20 protein-coding genes and 1 tRNA gene are annotated in these 14314 nt (G+C 62.4%); 8 read left to right on the forward strand and 13 right to left on the reverse strand.

What is annotated here, in order from left to right:
- Window positions 1–20: 20 nt before the first annotated feature.
- Complete coding sequence (locus JI744_RS06675) at window positions 21–773, reverse strand: Crp/Fnr family transcriptional regulator (RefSeq protein WP_202659371.1); 753 nt, start codon at window positions 771–773, stop codon at window positions 21–23.
- Between the two features lie 187 nt (window positions 774–960).
- Between JI744_RS06675 and JI744_RS06680 the strand changes: the two genes are divergently transcribed.
- Window positions 961–1197: a hypothetical protein gene (locus tag JI744_RS06680; RefSeq protein WP_202658924.1), complete on the forward strand. Its 237-nt coding sequence runs from the start codon at window positions 961–963 to the stop codon at window positions 1195–1197.
- Between the two features lie 446 nt (window positions 1198–1643).
- A complete protein-coding gene (locus tag JI744_RS06685; RefSeq protein ID WP_202658925.1) occupies window positions 1644–2042 on the forward strand; it encodes a helix-turn-helix domain-containing protein in 399 nt (132 codons plus the stop codon).
- 232 nt (window positions 2043–2274) lie between these two features.
- Here the strand turns inward: JI744_RS06685 and JI744_RS06690 are convergent, their stop codons facing one another.
- The 10 genes from JI744_RS06690 to JI744_RS06735 form a co-directional block, all read right to left on the reverse strand.
- Entirely contained in the window at window positions 2275–2505 is a 231-nt protein-coding gene (locus JI744_RS06690; RefSeq protein ID WP_202658926.1) for a helix-turn-helix transcriptional regulator, read from the reverse strand.
- A 239-nt stretch (window positions 2506–2744) separates the two neighbouring features.
- Window positions 2745–2820, reverse strand: a tRNA-Phe gene (locus JI744_RS06695).
- Between the two features lie 105 nt (window positions 2821–2925).
- Complete coding sequence (locus tag JI744_RS06700; protein ID WP_202658927.1) at window positions 2926–3099, reverse strand: DNA gyrase inhibitor YacG; 174 nt, start codon at window positions 3097–3099, stop codon at window positions 2926–2928.
- Window positions 3096–4139 (reverse strand): ribonuclease E/G, encoded by a 1044-nt coding sequence (locus JI744_RS06705; protein ID WP_202658928.1) that lies wholly within the window; start codon window positions 4137–4139, stop codon window positions 3096–3098. The genes JI744_RS06700 and JI744_RS06705 overlap by 4 nt, the downstream gene beginning before the upstream one ends.
- Window positions 4136–4711 carry a Maf family protein gene (locus JI744_RS06710; protein WP_202658929.1) on the reverse strand — a complete coding sequence of 192 codons (576 nt, stop codon included), beginning with the start codon at window positions 4709–4711 and terminating at the stop codon, window positions 4136–4138. Before JI744_RS06710 ends, JI744_RS06705 begins: the two co-directional genes overlap by 4 nt.
- Window position 4712: 1 nt before the next feature.
- Window positions 4713–4931 carry a translation initiation factor IF-1 gene (infA, locus tag JI744_RS06715; RefSeq protein WP_202658930.1) on the reverse strand — a complete coding sequence of 73 codons (219 nt, stop codon included), beginning with the start codon at window positions 4929–4931 and terminating at the stop codon, window positions 4713–4715.
- 166 nt (window positions 4932–5097) lie between these two features.
- Window positions 5098–5979, reverse strand: a complete 882-nt coding sequence (locus JI744_RS06720; protein ID WP_202658931.1) for a carbon-nitrogen hydrolase family protein — start codon at window positions 5977–5979, stop codon at window positions 5098–5100.
- On the reverse strand, window positions 5976–6560 hold the full coding sequence (locus JI744_RS06725) for a GNAT family N-acetyltransferase (RefSeq protein ID WP_202658932.1): 585 nt from the start codon (window positions 6558–6560) through the stop codon (window positions 5976–5978). The genes JI744_RS06720 and JI744_RS06725 overlap by 4 nt, the downstream gene beginning before the upstream one ends.
- Window positions 6553–6963, reverse strand: a complete 411-nt coding sequence (locus tag JI744_RS06730) for a ketosteroid isomerase-related protein (RefSeq protein WP_202658933.1) — start codon at window positions 6961–6963, stop codon at window positions 6553–6555. The genes JI744_RS06725 and JI744_RS06730 overlap by 8 nt, the downstream gene beginning before the upstream one ends.
- Window positions 6964–7059: 96 nt before the next feature.
- A complete protein-coding gene (locus JI744_RS06735; protein WP_202658934.1) occupies window positions 7060–7896 on the reverse strand; it encodes an SDR family oxidoreductase in 837 nt (278 codons plus the stop codon).
- 96 nt (window positions 7897–7992) lie between these two features.
- Here JI744_RS06735 and JI744_RS06740 point away from each other — a divergent pair, with 96 nt between their 5' ends.
- From JI744_RS06740 to JI744_RS06750, 3 genes are all read left to right on the forward strand, one after another.
- On the forward strand, window positions 7993–8391 hold the full coding sequence (locus tag JI744_RS06740) for a winged helix-turn-helix transcriptional regulator (protein ID WP_202658935.1): 399 nt from the start codon (window positions 7993–7995) through the stop codon (window positions 8389–8391).
- Between the two features lie 190 nt (window positions 8392–8581).
- Complete coding sequence (locus JI744_RS06745; protein WP_202658936.1) at window positions 8582–8830, forward strand: hypothetical protein; 249 nt, start codon at window positions 8582–8584, stop codon at window positions 8828–8830.
- A gap of 196 nt (window positions 8831–9026) precedes the next feature.
- Window positions 9027–9908 (forward strand): LysR family transcriptional regulator, encoded by an 882-nt coding sequence (locus JI744_RS06750; RefSeq protein ID WP_202658937.1) that lies wholly within the window; start codon window positions 9027–9029, stop codon window positions 9906–9908.
- 6 nt (window positions 9909–9914) lie between these two features.
- On the opposite strand, the gene JI744_RS06755 is transcribed toward JI744_RS06750, so the two are convergent.
- Both JI744_RS06755 and JI744_RS06760 read right to left on the reverse strand, forming a co-directional pair.
- Entirely contained in the window at window positions 9915–10373 is a 459-nt protein-coding gene (locus JI744_RS06755) for an arsenate-mycothiol transferase ArsC (RefSeq protein WP_202659373.1), read from the reverse strand.
- Complete coding sequence (locus JI744_RS06760) at window positions 10373–10849, reverse strand: UPF0262 family protein (RefSeq protein ID WP_202659375.1); 477 nt, start codon at window positions 10847–10849, stop codon at window positions 10373–10375. The genes JI744_RS06755 and JI744_RS06760 overlap by 1 nt, the downstream gene beginning before the upstream one ends.
- Before the next feature lie 243 nt (window positions 10850–11092).
- On the opposite strand from JI744_RS06760, the gene JI744_RS06765 reads away from it, so the two are divergent.
- From JI744_RS06765 to JI744_RS06775, 3 genes are all read left to right on the forward strand, one after another.
- Window positions 11093–11746, forward strand: coding sequence for a protein-L-isoaspartate O-methyltransferase family protein (locus JI744_RS06765; RefSeq protein ID WP_202658938.1), 654 nt, complete (start codon window positions 11093–11095; stop codon window positions 11744–11746).
- 83 nt (window positions 11747–11829) lie between these two features.
- Window positions 11830–13215, forward strand: a complete 1386-nt coding sequence (locus tag JI744_RS06770) for a TolC family outer membrane protein (protein WP_202658939.1) — start codon at window positions 11830–11832, stop codon at window positions 13213–13215.
- A 108-nt stretch (window positions 13216–13323) separates the two neighbouring features.
- The gene (locus JI744_RS06775; RefSeq protein ID WP_202658940.1) at window positions 13324–14232 is read left to right on the forward strand and encodes a hypothetical protein; all 909 of its coding nucleotides are present in this window, start codon (window positions 13324–13326) and stop codon (window positions 14230–14232) included.
- The last annotated feature ends 82 nt before the right edge of the window (window positions 14233–14314 follow it).

Consider the following 14314-nt stretch of genomic DNA (forward strand, 5'->3'; position numbering starts at 1 on the left):
TTCGGAAGGGCAACCCTGACCTAGATCAGCAGCGGGCCATCGTGGTCAAGGTAAGCCCGATCAAAGCCCGCCAGCTCGACCAGCGCGTCATGGTCGTCAAACACCACGCGGCCTTTCTGGAAGGTCAACAAACCGCTTTCGCGCAGCTCTCGCAAGACACGGTTGACGTGCACCGCACTCAGCCCCAGCGCATCGGCCAGAAGATACTGAGACAAAGGGCAGGCATAGCCCGTCCGGTCCCCAATACCAACCAGCCGCAGTCGTGCCCCCATCTCCAGCATGAAGTGCGCCATCCGCTCTGCCGCAGACCGGCGGCCCAGATCCACAAGATGCTCCACAACCATCGCCTCGTCACGGGACGCGGCCCATAGCACGGCGGTCGCCAGGCGCGGCGTGCGCGCAAACGCATCCAGCAAATCGTGTTGCGTGACTTCAGACGCCTGAACCGGGGTGATTGGTTCAACATTGTGATCGGCAGTTCGGAACAAGACCGAGCGCAGCCCCAGAAAATCGCCTGGAATCTGAAAATCCACGATCTGCCGCGTGCCGCCGGGGAGGATCTTGTAGGAACAGGCCCAGCCCGATGCCAGCACGAAGGCGCTCTGGCCACTCTGGCCCTGATGGATCATGTCAACACCAACAGAAAATCTTCGACGGCGTTGGTAGATCTCGGACATCACCGACAGATCGCTTTGTGACAGGCGCACAAAGGCGGCCAGTTTGCGCGCAAACGGGCTGTCCTGGATCGCGATTGCGACGTTTCGCTGAGTCATCAATCGCCCCTGTAGCATCAGGCAGTAATCAGCAGCCCATTCGCCTTTATCTTGGACAAAAGAGACGGACCTCTGCTGATCCAGATCAGCCCGCACCGGAAATTTCCGGTGATGATGTCGTGTCTGTTGCAGGTCTATGCTTGTCGCGGGTGATCGTGACAGAAGTTTCCCAGAAAGTCGAAATACAATGCCGACCACGCCCGAAGTTGCCGGAACTGCCGCCCTTGCCATCTGCGAGTCCCTGTTGCTCGCGTTGAACGACCGCAACATCCTGCCAGAGCGTGAGATCATGGGCGTCTTGAAAGATGCGGCGGCTGCGCATGAATACGCCCCTGCCGGTGATGGCAACGAAGCCATGCACAAGGCGGTAGCCGCATTGATCAACACGATCATCAGCGGTGGCAATTCGGTCCGCAGAAGCTGAAAAGCCCGTGGCGTCGCGCAGTCGCAGGCGAAGGCGCGTAAGGATCTGGTGCAGGCGCAGGCGCTGATTGCTGCTGGAAGACCGGCGTCATGAACTTCAGGGGGTCTGGAATGAAGCCCTGCGTCGGGGGACGAAGTGGGAGGAGAAGCTCATGCAGGCGGCAGGGCAGCTCGCGCACGGCCTCGGTGACCGCCTGATTACTTTGACAGAGGATCGGTCCTGATGGGCGCATGGAGCGTGCTGCGCCCAGATCTCTGGCCGTGCAACCCCGCCAACCCGGAGGGTTGAGGCGCCCCCGACCGGCTGGCGCAGAATGCACCCCCATCATCAGACGCGATTTTTTCTAGGACTTCGCTGTTCCCGTTCGCAGAGTTACAACTCCCACCCGACGCTCGCAGCGTTGGTCGGTAAGTTCAGTCTGTAACCAACCACAGACGAGACCGACAATGACTAACCCCTACGAGAACAGCCCAGCGACCATCTTCATCGCCGACCGCATCCGCGACCTGAGCCACTCCAAGACGCAGGCCGAGATCGCCACCGAAGCCGGTTTCGTGAATCCGAACATGGTCACGTTTCTCAAAACCGGAAAGACCAAGATCCCCCTCGACCGCATCCCTGCGCTCGCCAAGGCGCTGGAGGCTGACCCAGCTGTCCTGATGCGTCTGGCGCTGGACCAGGCGGTGGGCGCGACCGCAGCGCGGGCGATCACCGAGATCTTCGGCTCGCCCGTCAGCGAAAACGAACAGGGCTGGCTCGACGAAATCCGTGACGCATCTGGTAATACCGACCCACGCCTGACCGCGCGGTCTCGGACGGTGCTGAGGGGGATCTTCCGCAAATGAGTGAAGGGAAACTCGTCGTGCCGGCGGGACCAGCGGGACCGTGGGACCAGTTGACCGAGAACGAGAAGGCGTGGATTGAGATGATCCGCGTCATCTCAGGCGGCCGCGATCCTCGGATCACGCTGTCCCGCATTCAGGCGTTGACGAAACTCCTGGACGCGGGATGGGGCGGCGGCGGGGTAAGCTAGCCGTTCCCCGTGGGGTCAGGCGCAGCCACCGCCCTCGCAAATTATCACGCAGCAAGCAAGTGCGACGCGTCGAACGTGAAGCAGGCCTGGAGATTGCTTTCATAGGCTTCGATATCACTCAGCCGCCACCTGGTGCAGCCAGGGCCAACTTTCACCGCGAGCGGGAAGGCGCCTGCGCGCTTCCAGCGCCAAATGCTATCGGTGGATACACCGAGACGTTCGGCGACCTGATCAACAGAGAGATAGAGGGTGTTGGGGTTTGCCGGCGTCGCCAATTGTGGTCTCCTAAGTTATGCAAGGGGGCATAAGCTCTCTATACGCACGACTCCTGGAAGTGCGCTCGTGGCATCTTCACTTTGTGAAAAGAATCTTGTTGGGGTGCCTGCCTATTCGTCGTTCAGACGGATTTCGGTTAGGCCCGCGCAAAGTAGCCCATAGGTAGCCCAGATCCGACGTCGTAACCGTGTCCGAAACATCAAGGCACGGTTCCGATCAATCATTTCAGGGATTTAAGTGGTGCCCGGAGCCGGAATCGAACCAGCGACACGCGGATTTTCAATCCGCTGCTCTACCAACTGAGCTATCCGGGCACTCTTGATGAAAGGGCGCTGCCTTTCGAGTGGGCGGGTGATACGTCAGGTGGGCGGGGCTGTCCAGAGGGTTTTGGCGTTTTTTCGCGTGGGTTACTGGTGAATTTATTGCGTGCGGGGAGGAGCGGGCGGCGGGGCGTCGGTTTCCTCGGTATCGTCCTCGGCGGGAAGGGCATAGCCGCCGGTCAGCCAGCGGCCAAGGTCTACATCGGCGCAGCGGCGGCTGCAAAAGGGGCGGTATTTGGCATCCGCCGCCTTGCCGCAGATCGGGCAGCTCATGCCAAAAGCTCGCTGAGCGGAAGGCGGTCGCGGCGGCGGGTCATCTCGAACAGGCCCAGATTGGTCCAGCCTGCCAGATTCACATCCGCGCCTTCGGTCTTGAAGGCCGCCTTCAACACCTGATCCAGAATCGCGCGGTCCTTTTTCGGCAGGGGCGCGAAATCTACCACGATCTGGCCGCCAAGGCCGCGCAGGCGCAACTGGCGAGGCAGGTCGCGTGCGGCGGCGATATTGGCCTTGAGCGCTGCGGCGGGCGAGGTATCGGTGCCGGTGTTCACATCAATCGCCACCAAGGCGCGGGTGGGTTCGATCATCAGGTGGCCACCGGCGGGCAGGGGCACGCGGGTGCGGGCCAGGTCGGCGATCAGATCGGCAACGCCATGATCGGCAAAGCCGCCGGGGGCGCTGACCACCTCGTCCGGCGCAGGTTCCAGCCAGTCGCGCAGCGCAAGGTCATGCGCGCCAGGGCCATCGAACAGCAGTTCGGGGTCGCCCGCCACATCGGCCAGAACGGCTTCGGCCAACGCGCGCAGTTGCGCCAGATCCTCGGCTACCTCGTCCAGATCGGCCTCGGCGCAGGCCGACCGCAGGATAAGGCCCAAAGTTTCATCGGCCCCCGCCATACCGGCCTTGGCCAGATCATCAAGATCGGCGCGCAGGTCGTCGTCATGAATGCGGCGCGAGATGTTCAGACCCGGCGCGCCGGGGGTCAGGATGGCAAAGCGGCCCTTGAACAGCAGGCGCGTGGTGACGGGCAGGGCCTTGCCCGGCTCGGCAGGGCCGGTGACCTGCACCAGCAGGCGCTGGCCGGGCGCGATGCCCGAAATCTGGCGCAAAAAACCTGAAGCCCCGCCGGGCAATTTCACGAAAATGCCGCCCTGGCCCTTCATCGGGCGGTCGGCAACGGCGCGGTAGATGGCACCCGGCAGCGCCTCGTCGCCCTTGGGATCAATCGCCAGCTCTTCAAGCTGCCCGTCCACCACAAGCGCGGCGGCGTCGCGCCCGTCAAAGGTATCCAGAATAACGACGCGGCCCTTCATGCTTGCCTCCAGACCGGCCAGCCTGCATCTGCAAGCAGGGCCGCGGTTTCGGCCAGTGGAAGGCCGACGATGCCGGTAAAACTGCCGGAAATCCACGGAATGAAGGCGCCAGCCGCGCCCTGAATGGCATAGGCCCCGGCCTTGCCCTGCCATTCGCCGCCCTGAAGATAGGCGTTCAGTTCCATATCGGACAGCCGCTTCATCTTGACGGCGCTGACGCTTTCGCGCGTCCAGAGGCGGTCGCCGCGGCGCAGGGCAATGGCGGTGATCACCTGATGCCGCCGCCCGCCAAGGGCCGTTAGGAACGCTGCCGCCTCGCCTGCGTCGCGCGGCTTGCCCAGAATGCGGCGGCCAAGGGCAACGGTGGTATCGGCGCACAGCACCAGATCATCCGGCCCGGCAGCAACCGCCGCCGCCTTTTCGCGCGCCAGCCGCGCGCAATAGGGGCGGGGCAGTTCGCCCTTTTTCGGCTCTTCGTCGATGTCGGGGGGCAGGATGGCGTCGGGCGTGATGCCCAGGTGCGACAGAAGTTCCTTCCGGCGCGGACTGCCTGATCCCAGAATGAACTTCAATTTACTTGAAGCGATAGTTGATGCGGCCTTTCGACAGGTCATAGGGGGTCATTTCGACCTGCACCTTGTCGCCTGCCAGAACCCGGATACGGTTCTTGCGCATCTTGCCAGCCATCGTCGCGATCAGTTCATGGCCATTTTCGAGTTCAACCTTGAATGTCGCATTGGGCAAAAGTTCCTTCACGACACCGGGGAATTCGAGGGTTTCTTCCTTGGCCATGGTCTCTCCAAAAGGGGTAAGGCCCGCGCGGGTGGCGGGCTGTGCGCGGCATATGCGCCGGATTTTCCCGATTTTCAAGGGGAGTCTTGGGTGCGGCCGAGGAGCCGGGGGTTTCACATCACCGGACCGCAGTGGACTATTTCCAGAAAGGCAAGGGAAAGCGGGATCAGGTTCGGATCAAGGTCACGCCCGATGCGGCCCGATCCATCTGTTCTTCCCAATGGGCGTGGTTCAGCACCTGCCCGTCGCGCCGCACCGCATGGATGGTTTCAAGATCCACAGTGGCATAGGCCCAGCCCGGTTGGTTGAGGGGCGTTTCGTCGAAGATGCCCATGGCGGGAAAGCCGCGGTCGGGCGGGCCATAGATCGCGGCGGAGCCGACGTTTTCATCCACTGCGGGGGAAAAGTCGCACAGGCCCACGGTGGGTGAATGGACAGTGACACATTGCCCTTCCAGCGCGCGGGCCATGGCGCCGACGCGGACGCGGGTGAAACCGGCAAAGCTGTCGGTGCAAGAGGGGACAAGGATGATCTCGGCCCCCGCCTCGACCAGTGCGCGGCCCAGCAGGGGAAATTCGCTGTCATAGCAGATCAGCACCCCGATCTTGCCAAGGGGCGTGTCGAAAAGCTGCAAGGGGCCGCCTGCGACCACATTCCAGACCTCGCGTTCGAACCGGGTCATCATCTGTTTGTCCTGATGGCCGATCAGGCCATTTGGGCCGAACAGGCTGGCGCGGTTAACGGGGCGTGGACCTTCGAACACCGGGCCGGACGCGCCAAGGATATGGAGGCGGTGTTTCGCTGCCAGCCCGGCATAAAGGGCATCCGTTGCGGGCCTTGCGCGGGCGACCTCGTGCAGGCTTGCCTCCAGATCGGCGGCGATGGTGTGGCCGCCAAGGCTCGCCTGCTCCATCAGGCCATATTCGGGAAAGACCAGCAGGTCAGCGCCATTCCCTGCCGCCTGTTCCACCCAAGCCGTCGTCTTGGCGGCGAAACTGTCAAAAGTTTCATGGAAATCCAGCGGATAGGCGGCAGCGGCGATGATCACAGCTTGTGCATCCAGAATTGCAGGGGCTTCACGCTTTCGCCGGTATCGCCCACGTCCTTCCAGGCAAATTCCGCCATCATGCCGGGCAGGGGGGCATAGCCGCGCCCCAGCCAGAAGGCGTCATTGGTGCGGTAGGTTTCGGGCCGCATCGGGTGGCTGGCGGGCCGCACGACCGAACAAAAGGCGATATGGCCGCGCCCCATGGCGCGGGCATGGTCTTCGCGCAGGTCGAAAAAGCGGTGACCGATGCCCTGACCACGATAAGCGGGCAGAAGGACCGATTCCGCGCCATAAAGAATGTCGTGCATCGGCACGGGAAAATCGCGGAAGGGGGCGGCGAATTCCTCGGCGTGGTCTTCCATCAGGGTCGAGGTCGAGGCCCCGACAAGGATGCCAGCGTCAAACGCGCCAACCAACAGCGCGCCGGGATTGTCGCGGTAGGTTTGCAGATAGTCCCGCTCGTATTCCAGCGTGCCGTCGTAAAGGTAAGGCCAGTCACGGAAGACGGCGATGCGCAGGCGGGCGACGCCATCAAGGTTTGCCTCCAGTTCGGCTCCGCGAAGGGTGCGGACCTCAACCATTCGACACCTGTGCGACCCAGTCGTTCAGGTTGTAAAAGGTGGTCACGCGGGAAATCTGGCCATCCTTCAGGTCAAAGAACGACCCGGCGGGCAGAATATAGGTCTGGCCTCTGGCTTCGGGCAGGCCGGGATCGGTTTTCAGATAGGTGCCATGCACCACAAATTCGGCGGCGGCGCGGGTGCCGTCTTCGTTGACGAAAACCACGATGTCCTTCAGCTCCTCGCGGTAGCTGACGCCCATATGGCTGCAAAACTCGGCGAACTTTTCCTTGCCAAGGCGCACACCGCCCTCGTTGACGCGGTGTTCGATGTCATCGGTGACGGCGGCCAGCATTCCGGCGGCGTCGCCTGCGTTGAAGGCGGCGTAATAGGCGGTCACGGTGGCGCGGGCAGTAGCGGACATGGCAGGCCTTTCAATGCATCGGACCCCGTGTTTGTGGCACGGGGTCCGGGCAGGGTCAAAGCCTGACGATGACGTTGGGTCGTGCGAAAACGACCTTTAGGCCAGTGCTGCGCGCACCGTTTCGGCCACGGGGGTCGTCGGGCGGCCGATCAGGCGCGACAGGGTGCGGTTATCATCGAACAACGAGCCTTTCGAGGCGCTGAAATCCGATTCCGCCAGCACTGCGGCAAAACCTGCGGGCAGGCCGAACCCTTCCAGCGCTTTGGCATAGTCGGCTTCGGGCAGATTGACGAAGGCGACTGGCTTGCCGGACTGCTTGGCCACCTCGGCCGCAAGATCAGCCAGCGTATAGCTGTCGTCGCCCGCAAGCTCATAGGTTTTGCCCGCGTGCGAGGCATCTAGCGCTGTGACCGCAATCGCTTCGGCATAGTCCTTGCGGGCGGCGGTAGAGACGCGGCCGTCACCCGCCGAACCAATGATCGCGCCATGTTGCAGCGCGGCGCCAAGGCTTCCGGTATAATTTTCGCTATACCAGCCGTTGCGCAGGATCGTCGCAGGAATACCCGAAGCCGCGAGCGCCGCCTCGGTGGTGACATGATCCGAGGTCAGCAACTTCATCGGCGAGGCATCGCCCTTGAGGATCGAAGTATAGATGATGCGCCCGACGCCCGCAGCCTTGGCGGCAGCGATGACGTTCTTGTGCTGGCCCGCACGGTCGTTGAAATCATTGGTCGAGATGAGAACCAGCGTATCGACGCCTTTCAGCGCCTCTGGCGCAGCGGTCCAGTAATCGAAAGCGCGGGCCTCTACCCCCAGATCAGCCGCCTTTTCGGGGCTGCGCACTAGGGCGACGGGGCTGGCACCACGGGCTTGCAGCGCGGCGATGGCAAGGCGGCCCAACTGGCCGGTGGCTCCGGTAACGGCGATGGTCATGTCAGTCTCCATTGGTTGACCTGTGGGACCAGCAATACGCCTTTACTTACGAAACGGAAGTACATACAATTTTGTTAGTATAAAGGATGACCGCACATGACCCCGGACAAAAAGGCACAAGACCTGCTGGACTTCTGGCAGAAGGGCAATGTTCTGGCGGCGGATTGCCCGTCGCGCCCCGTTTTGCAGCATATGACCAGCCGCTGGGGCACCCTGGTGATGATCACCCTGATGACCGGCACCCATAGGTTCAGCGCGCTGCGCCGCAAGGTAGGTGGCGTCAGCGAACGGATGCTGGCCCAGACCCTGCAACTGCTGGAGGCGGATGGTATGATCGCGCGTGAGGCGCATAATGTTGTGCCGCCGCATGTCGATTACAGTCTGACACCCCTTGGCCAACAGGCGGCGGGCCATCTTTTGGCGCTGACCGGCTGGATCGAGGACAACCTTGGCCAGATCCTGTCTGCCCATGCGGCGGGCCAGAACGCCGCCTGACATCAGATTGAAATGACAGGCAGGGGCCGGGCGGATTGCCCGGCCTTTTTGCATTCTGACAGTTTCGTGACTGTTCGATGACAGTGAACTTTGAATGCGAAAAGGGATGGCTAATAGTTCGCTTTGCCGGGGCCTATCTCCTCCTCAGACGACGAAATGATGCGTCGCCAAAATGAAAATGGAGAATAAAATGAAGAAGTTCGCTCTTGCCGTTTCTACCCTGGCCCTGCTGGCTGGTGCTGCCAATGCTGCCGGTTTCAACTCGGCCGAACGCCCCGACACCATCGTGGCTGCGACCGAAGTGACCAAGGTTGAAGTGAAAGCCAAAGACGTTGCCTTTCCCAAGGAACTGCACCGCGCGGGGCTGTCGGCGGATCAGACCGTCAGCGTGACTCTGTTCCCCTCGACCGGAACCGTTGACCGGCCCAGCCGCGACTGATCACGGCCGATGACGAAGGTCAGGCCCAGAGGCACCCGCTAGCTCCGCGGGTGCCTTTGTCATTTCGCGCTCTGCTTTCAAGGTGGCGATCTGTGCGCCACCGCGCAGGTGCAAAAGGATGGCGTGAAAAATGGACAGTTTCAAACATCAGAAAACCGCCCCATGTCGTCAGTCACGACAGGACGGAATACGATTTATGGAAACTGCGGTTCTTCGGACCTTTTTGCACATCGTTGACGAGGGCAGCTTTGCCGAGGCGGCCCGCCGCATGGGAATCTCCAAAAGCCTGTGCAGCAAATACATCTCTGATCTAGAGGCGAGTCTGGGCGCGCGGCTTCTGACCCGCTCTACCCGGTCGGTCAAACCTACGGCTGTGGGGCTGGATTACAGTGCGCGGGTGCGCGAAATTCTTGCCCAGCTTGACGAAGCGACCGAGGCAGTGCGCGCGGTGTCGGCCAAGCCCTCTGGTCCGCTCAAGATCGGTGCGCCGGTTTTTTACACCCTGCGTGTGCTGCAACCCCATATGTTGAAGTTCATCGAACAGCATCCCGACATTCAGCTGGAGGCGGTGCTGGATGACGAACGCGCCGATCTGGTCGGCGACAGCTTTGATGCGGTGATCCGCATCGGCAATCTGGATGACTCCGGCCTGTTTGCGCGACATCTGCATGATGTGCGGCTGATGCTGGTCGCCTCTCCGGGGTATCTGGCGGAACATGGCGTGCCCGCCAAACCGGAGGATCTGACCGATCATCGCAGCATCTATTACACAAATCTGCGCGGCAGCGGCACCTGGCCGTTCCGTAAGGGCAATGAGGTGGTTCACCAAAAGATCGTTCCGGTCTTTCAGACCAACAACGGCGAATTGGTGCGTGCGGCGGCGATGGATGGCAAAGGCATCGCCATGATGCCGATGTTCATGATCGACGAAGAGTTGCGCGACGGGCGGCTGGTGCCGATCCTGACCGATTTCTTTCTGCCAGACGTGCCAGTGAACCTGATCTATCCCTCTCGCCGCCACATGACGGCGGCCTTGCGGGCGTTCATGGAATTCATGTCGGGCCTGAAGCTGCGCTGACGGGTATCAGGCCGCCTCTGGCCTGCCAAACCGGTCGAGGATGCGGTCGCGGATCTGGTCGCGCGCCTGACGATAGGCTGACAGCTTGGCCTCGCGCGTCTCACCAATGGCGGTGGGGTCGAGGATCGGCCAGTATTCGACCTCCAGATGATAGTTGCGCGTCAGGTCCAGTGCTGCGCGGCGGCTGCTTGCCGACAGTGCCACGATCAGGTCGAACTGGCCCAGATCGTCGCCCATCTCCTGCATCTCTTCAAAGCTGCGCGAACGGTGGCGGTCCAGCTCTACCCCCAGCTCTTTGCAGACAGCGATGGAAAAGCCGTCCACTTCCATGTCGTTCTTGACGCCAGCGGATTGCACATAGACCTGATGGCCATAGAATTTCTTCATCAGCGCCTCGGCCATGGGAGAGCGCACCGCGTTATGGTCACAGCAAAACAGCACGGCCTGGGGAAGATCGATCAAGATCACCCCCAATTCAGGACGCAGATCAGGGTGAACAGGCGGCGGGCCGTGGCGGTATCGACCAGGGCCTTGCCCTCCAGCCGCTCTTGCAGAACCCGCGCCCCTTCGTTGTGAATGCCACGCCGGGCCATGTCGATCGCCTCGATCTGGCTGGGGGGCAGGCGTTTCACCGCGTCGAAATAGCTTTCGCAGATCTGGAAATAGTCTTTCACCACCTGCCGGAACGGCCCGAGCGAGAGGTGAAACTCTCCCACTGGCTGCGCATCTTCCAGGGCAAGAGAAAAGACCAGCCGCCCCTCGCGGATCGCAAGGCCCAGCCGGTAGGGGCCGGGGGGGATGTCGCGCCCGTCGCGCGCGGGCAGGCCAAAGCTGTTGTCCTCCAGCAGATCAAAGATCGCGACCTTGCGCTCTTGCTCGATTTCCGGGGTCGGGCGGGCAAGGCCGTTTTCGTCGATCTCGATATGGCAGATGCGGTTCATCGGGCGGTCCGTTATTCTTGGCCCGTGCTTGATGCCCGACACACCGATGCCGCGCAAGAATTAAACGGAAATCTGCCAGGCGGGGCAGGGCCGGAAGCCTGTTTTGCAACCAACCTGCGGGCGCAATGCCGCAGTGCGCCGGAAATCGTCTGCCGCACCGTTCTACCGTCAGCAAGGCCGTTGCCCCGCCCAAGCATCTGTGGCAAGACGGGATCAGCAAAAATCAGACCGATGAGTTCAGAGATGAGCGATTACTCCGCCCGCCGCATCATGATGGTTGACACGCAGGTCCGCCCCTCGGACGTCACGAAGTACCCGATCATCGAGGCGATGCTGGCAGTTCCGCGCGAAAAATTCGTGCCTGCCGACCTGCGCGAAGCGGCCTATGCGGGCGAAAACGTCGCCTTGGCATCGGGCCGTGTGGTGCTGGAACCGCGCACTTTGGCCAAGCTGCTGGACGCGCTGGACATTCAGCCCAGCGAACTGGTGCTGGATGTGGGGGCGGGTCTTGGCTATTCCACCGCCGTGATTGCCCGCATGGCCGAGGCGGTGGTGGCGGTCGAGGAAGATGAGGCGCTTGCCGCAGAGGCGACCAAGGCACTGGCTGCCCAAGGGGCCGACAATGCGGCGGTTCTGACCGGCGCGCTGGCCGCAGGGTCGCCGAAACATGGCCCGTTTGACGTGATCACCATCGAAGGCGGGGTCGAGGTTCTGCCAGATGACCTGCTGGCCCAGTTGAAAGATGGTGGCCGGATTGGCGCCATTTTCATGCAAGGCGCAGTTGGCATTGCAAAGGTCGGTTACAAGGACGGCGGCCGGATGACCTGGCGCTTTGCGTTCAATGCTGCGGCGCCGGTTCTGCCGGGCTTTGCCGCCAAACAGGGCTTCACGCTCTGACGGGGTTGTCCGCGCATCCTGCGCGGGCTGACCAGAGGCAGACGAGCCGGGGGCACGCCCCGGCCAAAAACAGGAAACGGGCGATGCGTAAGATTGTGAAGATGCTGGGCTTTGTCGCAGGGATTGCGGCGGGTTCGGCAGGGGCGCAGGCTGAAACGCTGGCCGATGCGCTGGTTTCGGCCTACAAGACCTCTCACCTGCTGGACCAAAATCAGGCTGTGCTGCGCGCGGCAGATGAAGATGCGGCAATTGCGGTGGCGAACCTGCGCCCGGTGATCGACTTTGTGGCCCAGGCCGGGTGGCGCAAGTATAACAACGATGCGGCGACCTCTTCGCTGCCGGTGCCGAATTTCGAGACCACCTCCTCCAGTCTGGCCGTTACCGGCTCTGTCGTGATCTGGGCTGGCGGGCGCGGGCGCTTGCAGGTCGAGGCGGCGCATGAAAGCGTGCTAGCCACCCGGTCGTCGCTGGTCAACGTCGAACAGCAGGTGCTGCTTTCGGCGGTGGCGGCCTATGTCAACCTTGGGCTGGCGCAAGAAATTGTGGGCCTGCGAGAGTCGAACGTGCGGGTGATCACGCAGGAAATGCGCGCCGCCCGCGACCGGTTCGAGGTGGGTGAGATCACTCAGACCGACGTGTCGCAGGCAGAGGCTGCACTTGCCGCCGCGCAGGCCACCCTTGCCGCCGCGCAAGGTCAGTTGATGATTGCGCGAGAGAATTACAAGGCGTCCATCGGTCATTACCCCGACCGGCTGTCGGGCCTGCCCCGTCCGCCTTCCACCGCCAAATCGCTGGGCGATGCCAAGGCGGTCGCGATGCGCAGCCACCCGTCGATTGGCCAGCAGCAACATGCGGTCAAGGCCGCCGATCTGGCAGTGAAGATTGCAGCCACCGCCCTTGGTCCGACCATCTCGGGCGAGATTTCTGTGAACAAGGATACCGATACCGGCCTTGGCAATTCAGGCATCGGCCTTGCGATGAGCCAGACGCTTTATGCCGGCGGTGGCAAATCTGCCACCTATCGCCGGGCGCTGGCGGGCAAGGATCAGGCCTCTGCCGGGTTGTTGCAGACCACGGTTACGGTCGAACAGACGGTTGGTCAGGCCTGGGCAAATCTGGTGGTTGCGGGCGCGTCGATTGATGCGACGCGCAAGCAGATTTCGGCTGCGCAACGAGCGTTTGACGGGGTGCGCGAGGAGGCGCAGCTTGGCGCGCGCACAACGCTGGATGTGCTGACGGCGGAACAGGATCTGCTGTCAGCCCGCGTCAGCCGCCTTCAGGCCGAGGCTGATCGTTATATCGGCGTTTACAACCTGCTTGCCTCGATGGGCCTGTTGACGGTCGATCATCTGAAACTTGGCATCCCGACCTATGACCCAGAGGCTTATTACAACGCTGTCAAGGATGCTCCCGCCGCCAGCGCACAGGGCAAGCGGCTGGACCGCATCCTGAAAAAGATCGGCAACTGATTTACTACCGCATTTGATGCGCAATTCGCCCCCCTTGTGGGGGCGAATTCTTGTCAGGTCCATGCTGGGCGGCTAGACTGGGCCAAAGGCAAGAACAACGAGGCGCGCATGTCGGAAGCCATGAGCAAGGTCGAAATCGAGGATGTTCTGTCCTCGATCCGACGTCTGGTGTCGGAAGACAGCAAGCCATCCATCGTGCGGGGGGGGCCGTCTTTGGAAAGACGCGACATGACCCTTGGGCCAGAGCGGCTGATTCTGACACCCGCTCTGCGCGTGGTGGCGGAAGAGCTGGCCGAGCCTGCCATTCCGCCTGCCGCCGCCCCCATCGGCGCACTGGTGGCGGGCCTTGGCGCCGCCGTCGATGCCCAGCAGGAAGAATGGGAGCCTGAGACGGGAGACGAACAGCCGCCCCTGCCCGAAGGGGCCGCCGTGCTGGAGGACGCCGAGTGGGAGGGGGAGTGGGAAGACGAAGGCCCCGTGCTGACCTTTGCCGCCTATCCTCGCGTTCAACTGGTCAATCCGATTCTGCCGCCGCGTGCCGTCCCGGTCGAGGTGGCAGAGGTCGCGGAAGCAGTGGACCCTTGGGCGACGCTGCCGCGAGATGAAATCCTTGCCGAGGCCGCTCCGGACATCATCGCAGAGGCCGCGTCAGAGATTGCCCCCGAGATCATCGAAGCCACCGTCGAGGACACCCACCCCGATGTTGCCACTTGGGCGCAAGAGGGTGAGGACGAGCCGTTCGATACCCTTGCGCGCGGCGCGCCCACCATTGAACCCGATCTGGCCTGGGCTGACGCCGCAGAGGCCGAGGCAGTTGAGGAACTGAGCAGCGAAATCGCGGGCCGGATTGATCCGGCCGAGGCGCAGGCAATCGGCGAAGAGGCGTTGCGTGAACTTGTGCGCGAGTTGATCGTTGAAGAGTTGCAGGGCGCGTTGGGCCAGCGGATCACCCGCAACATCCGCAAGCTGATCCGCGCCGAAATCTCTCGGGCCGTTGCCACCCAAGACCTGTACTAAGCCTTTCACGCCACGCCAGGAAACGAAAAAACGGCCCCAAGGGGCCGCTTTTTCGTCTTGCAATCTGTGGTCGGCGGGACCG

Source organism: Fuscibacter oryzae (genome assembly GCF_016765795.1).
GTDB lineage: Bacteria > Pseudomonadota > Alphaproteobacteria > Rhodobacterales > Rhodobacteraceae > Fuscibacter > Fuscibacter oryzae.

What these genes read in the sequence shown, in the direction of transcription:
- JI744_RS06770 (WP_202658939.1), top strand. Translation starts at nt 11,830, where the DNA reads ATGCGTAAGATTGTGAAGATGCTGGGCTTTGTCGCAGGGATTGCGGCG.
- JI744_RS06750 (WP_202658937.1), top strand. Translation starts at nt 9,027, where the DNA reads ATGGAAACTGCGGTTCTTCGGACCTTTTTGCACATCGTTGACGAGGGC.
- JI744_RS06745 (WP_202658936.1), top strand. Translation starts at nt 8,582, where the DNA reads ATGAAGAAGTTCGCTCTTGCCGTTTCTACCCTGGCCCTGCTGGCTGGT.
- JI744_RS06675 (WP_202659371.1), bottom strand. Translation starts at nt 773, where the DNA reads ATGACTCAGCGAAACGTCGCAATCGCGATCCAGGACAGCCCGTTTGCG.
- JI744_RS06705 (WP_202658928.1), bottom strand. Translation starts at nt 4,139, where the DNA reads ATGAAGGGCCGCGTCGTTATTCTGGATACCTTTGACGGGCGCGACGCC.
- JI744_RS06735 (WP_202658934.1), bottom strand. Translation starts at nt 7,896, where the DNA reads ATGACCATCGCCGTTACCGGAGCCACCGGCCAGTTGGGCCGCCTTGCC.
- JI744_RS06700 (WP_202658927.1), bottom strand. Translation starts at nt 3,099, where the DNA reads ATGAGCTGCCCGATCTGCGGCAAGGCGGCGGATGCCAAATACCGCCCC.
- JI744_RS06775 (WP_202658940.1), top strand. Translation starts at nt 13,324, where the DNA reads ATGTCGGAAGCCATGAGCAAGGTCGAAATCGAGGATGTTCTGTCCTCG.
- JI744_RS06730 (WP_202658933.1), bottom strand. Translation starts at nt 6,963, where the DNA reads ATGTCCGCTACTGCCCGCGCCACCGTGACCGCCTATTACGCCGCCTTC.
- JI744_RS06760 (WP_202659375.1), bottom strand. Translation starts at nt 10,849, where the DNA reads ATGAACCGCATCTGCCATATCGAGATCGACGAAAACGGCCTTGCCCGC.
- infA (WP_202658930.1), bottom strand. Translation starts at nt 4,931, where the DNA reads ATGGCCAAGGAAGAAACCCTCGAATTCCCCGGTGTCGTGAAGGAACTT.
- JI744_RS06685 (WP_202658925.1), top strand. Translation starts at nt 1,644, where the DNA reads ATGACTAACCCCTACGAGAACAGCCCAGCGACCATCTTCATCGCCGAC.
- JI744_RS06765 (WP_202658938.1), top strand. Translation starts at nt 11,093, where the DNA reads ATGAGCGATTACTCCGCCCGCCGCATCATGATGGTTGACACGCAGGTC.
- JI744_RS06725 (WP_202658932.1), bottom strand. Translation starts at nt 6,560, where the DNA reads ATGGTTGAGGTCCGCACCCTTCGCGGAGCCGAACTGGAGGCAAACCTT.
- JI744_RS06740 (WP_202658935.1), top strand. Translation starts at nt 7,993, where the DNA reads ATGACCCCGGACAAAAAGGCACAAGACCTGCTGGACTTCTGGCAGAAG.
- JI744_RS06680 (WP_202658924.1), top strand. Translation starts at nt 961, where the DNA reads ATGCCGACCACGCCCGAAGTTGCCGGAACTGCCGCCCTTGCCATCTGC.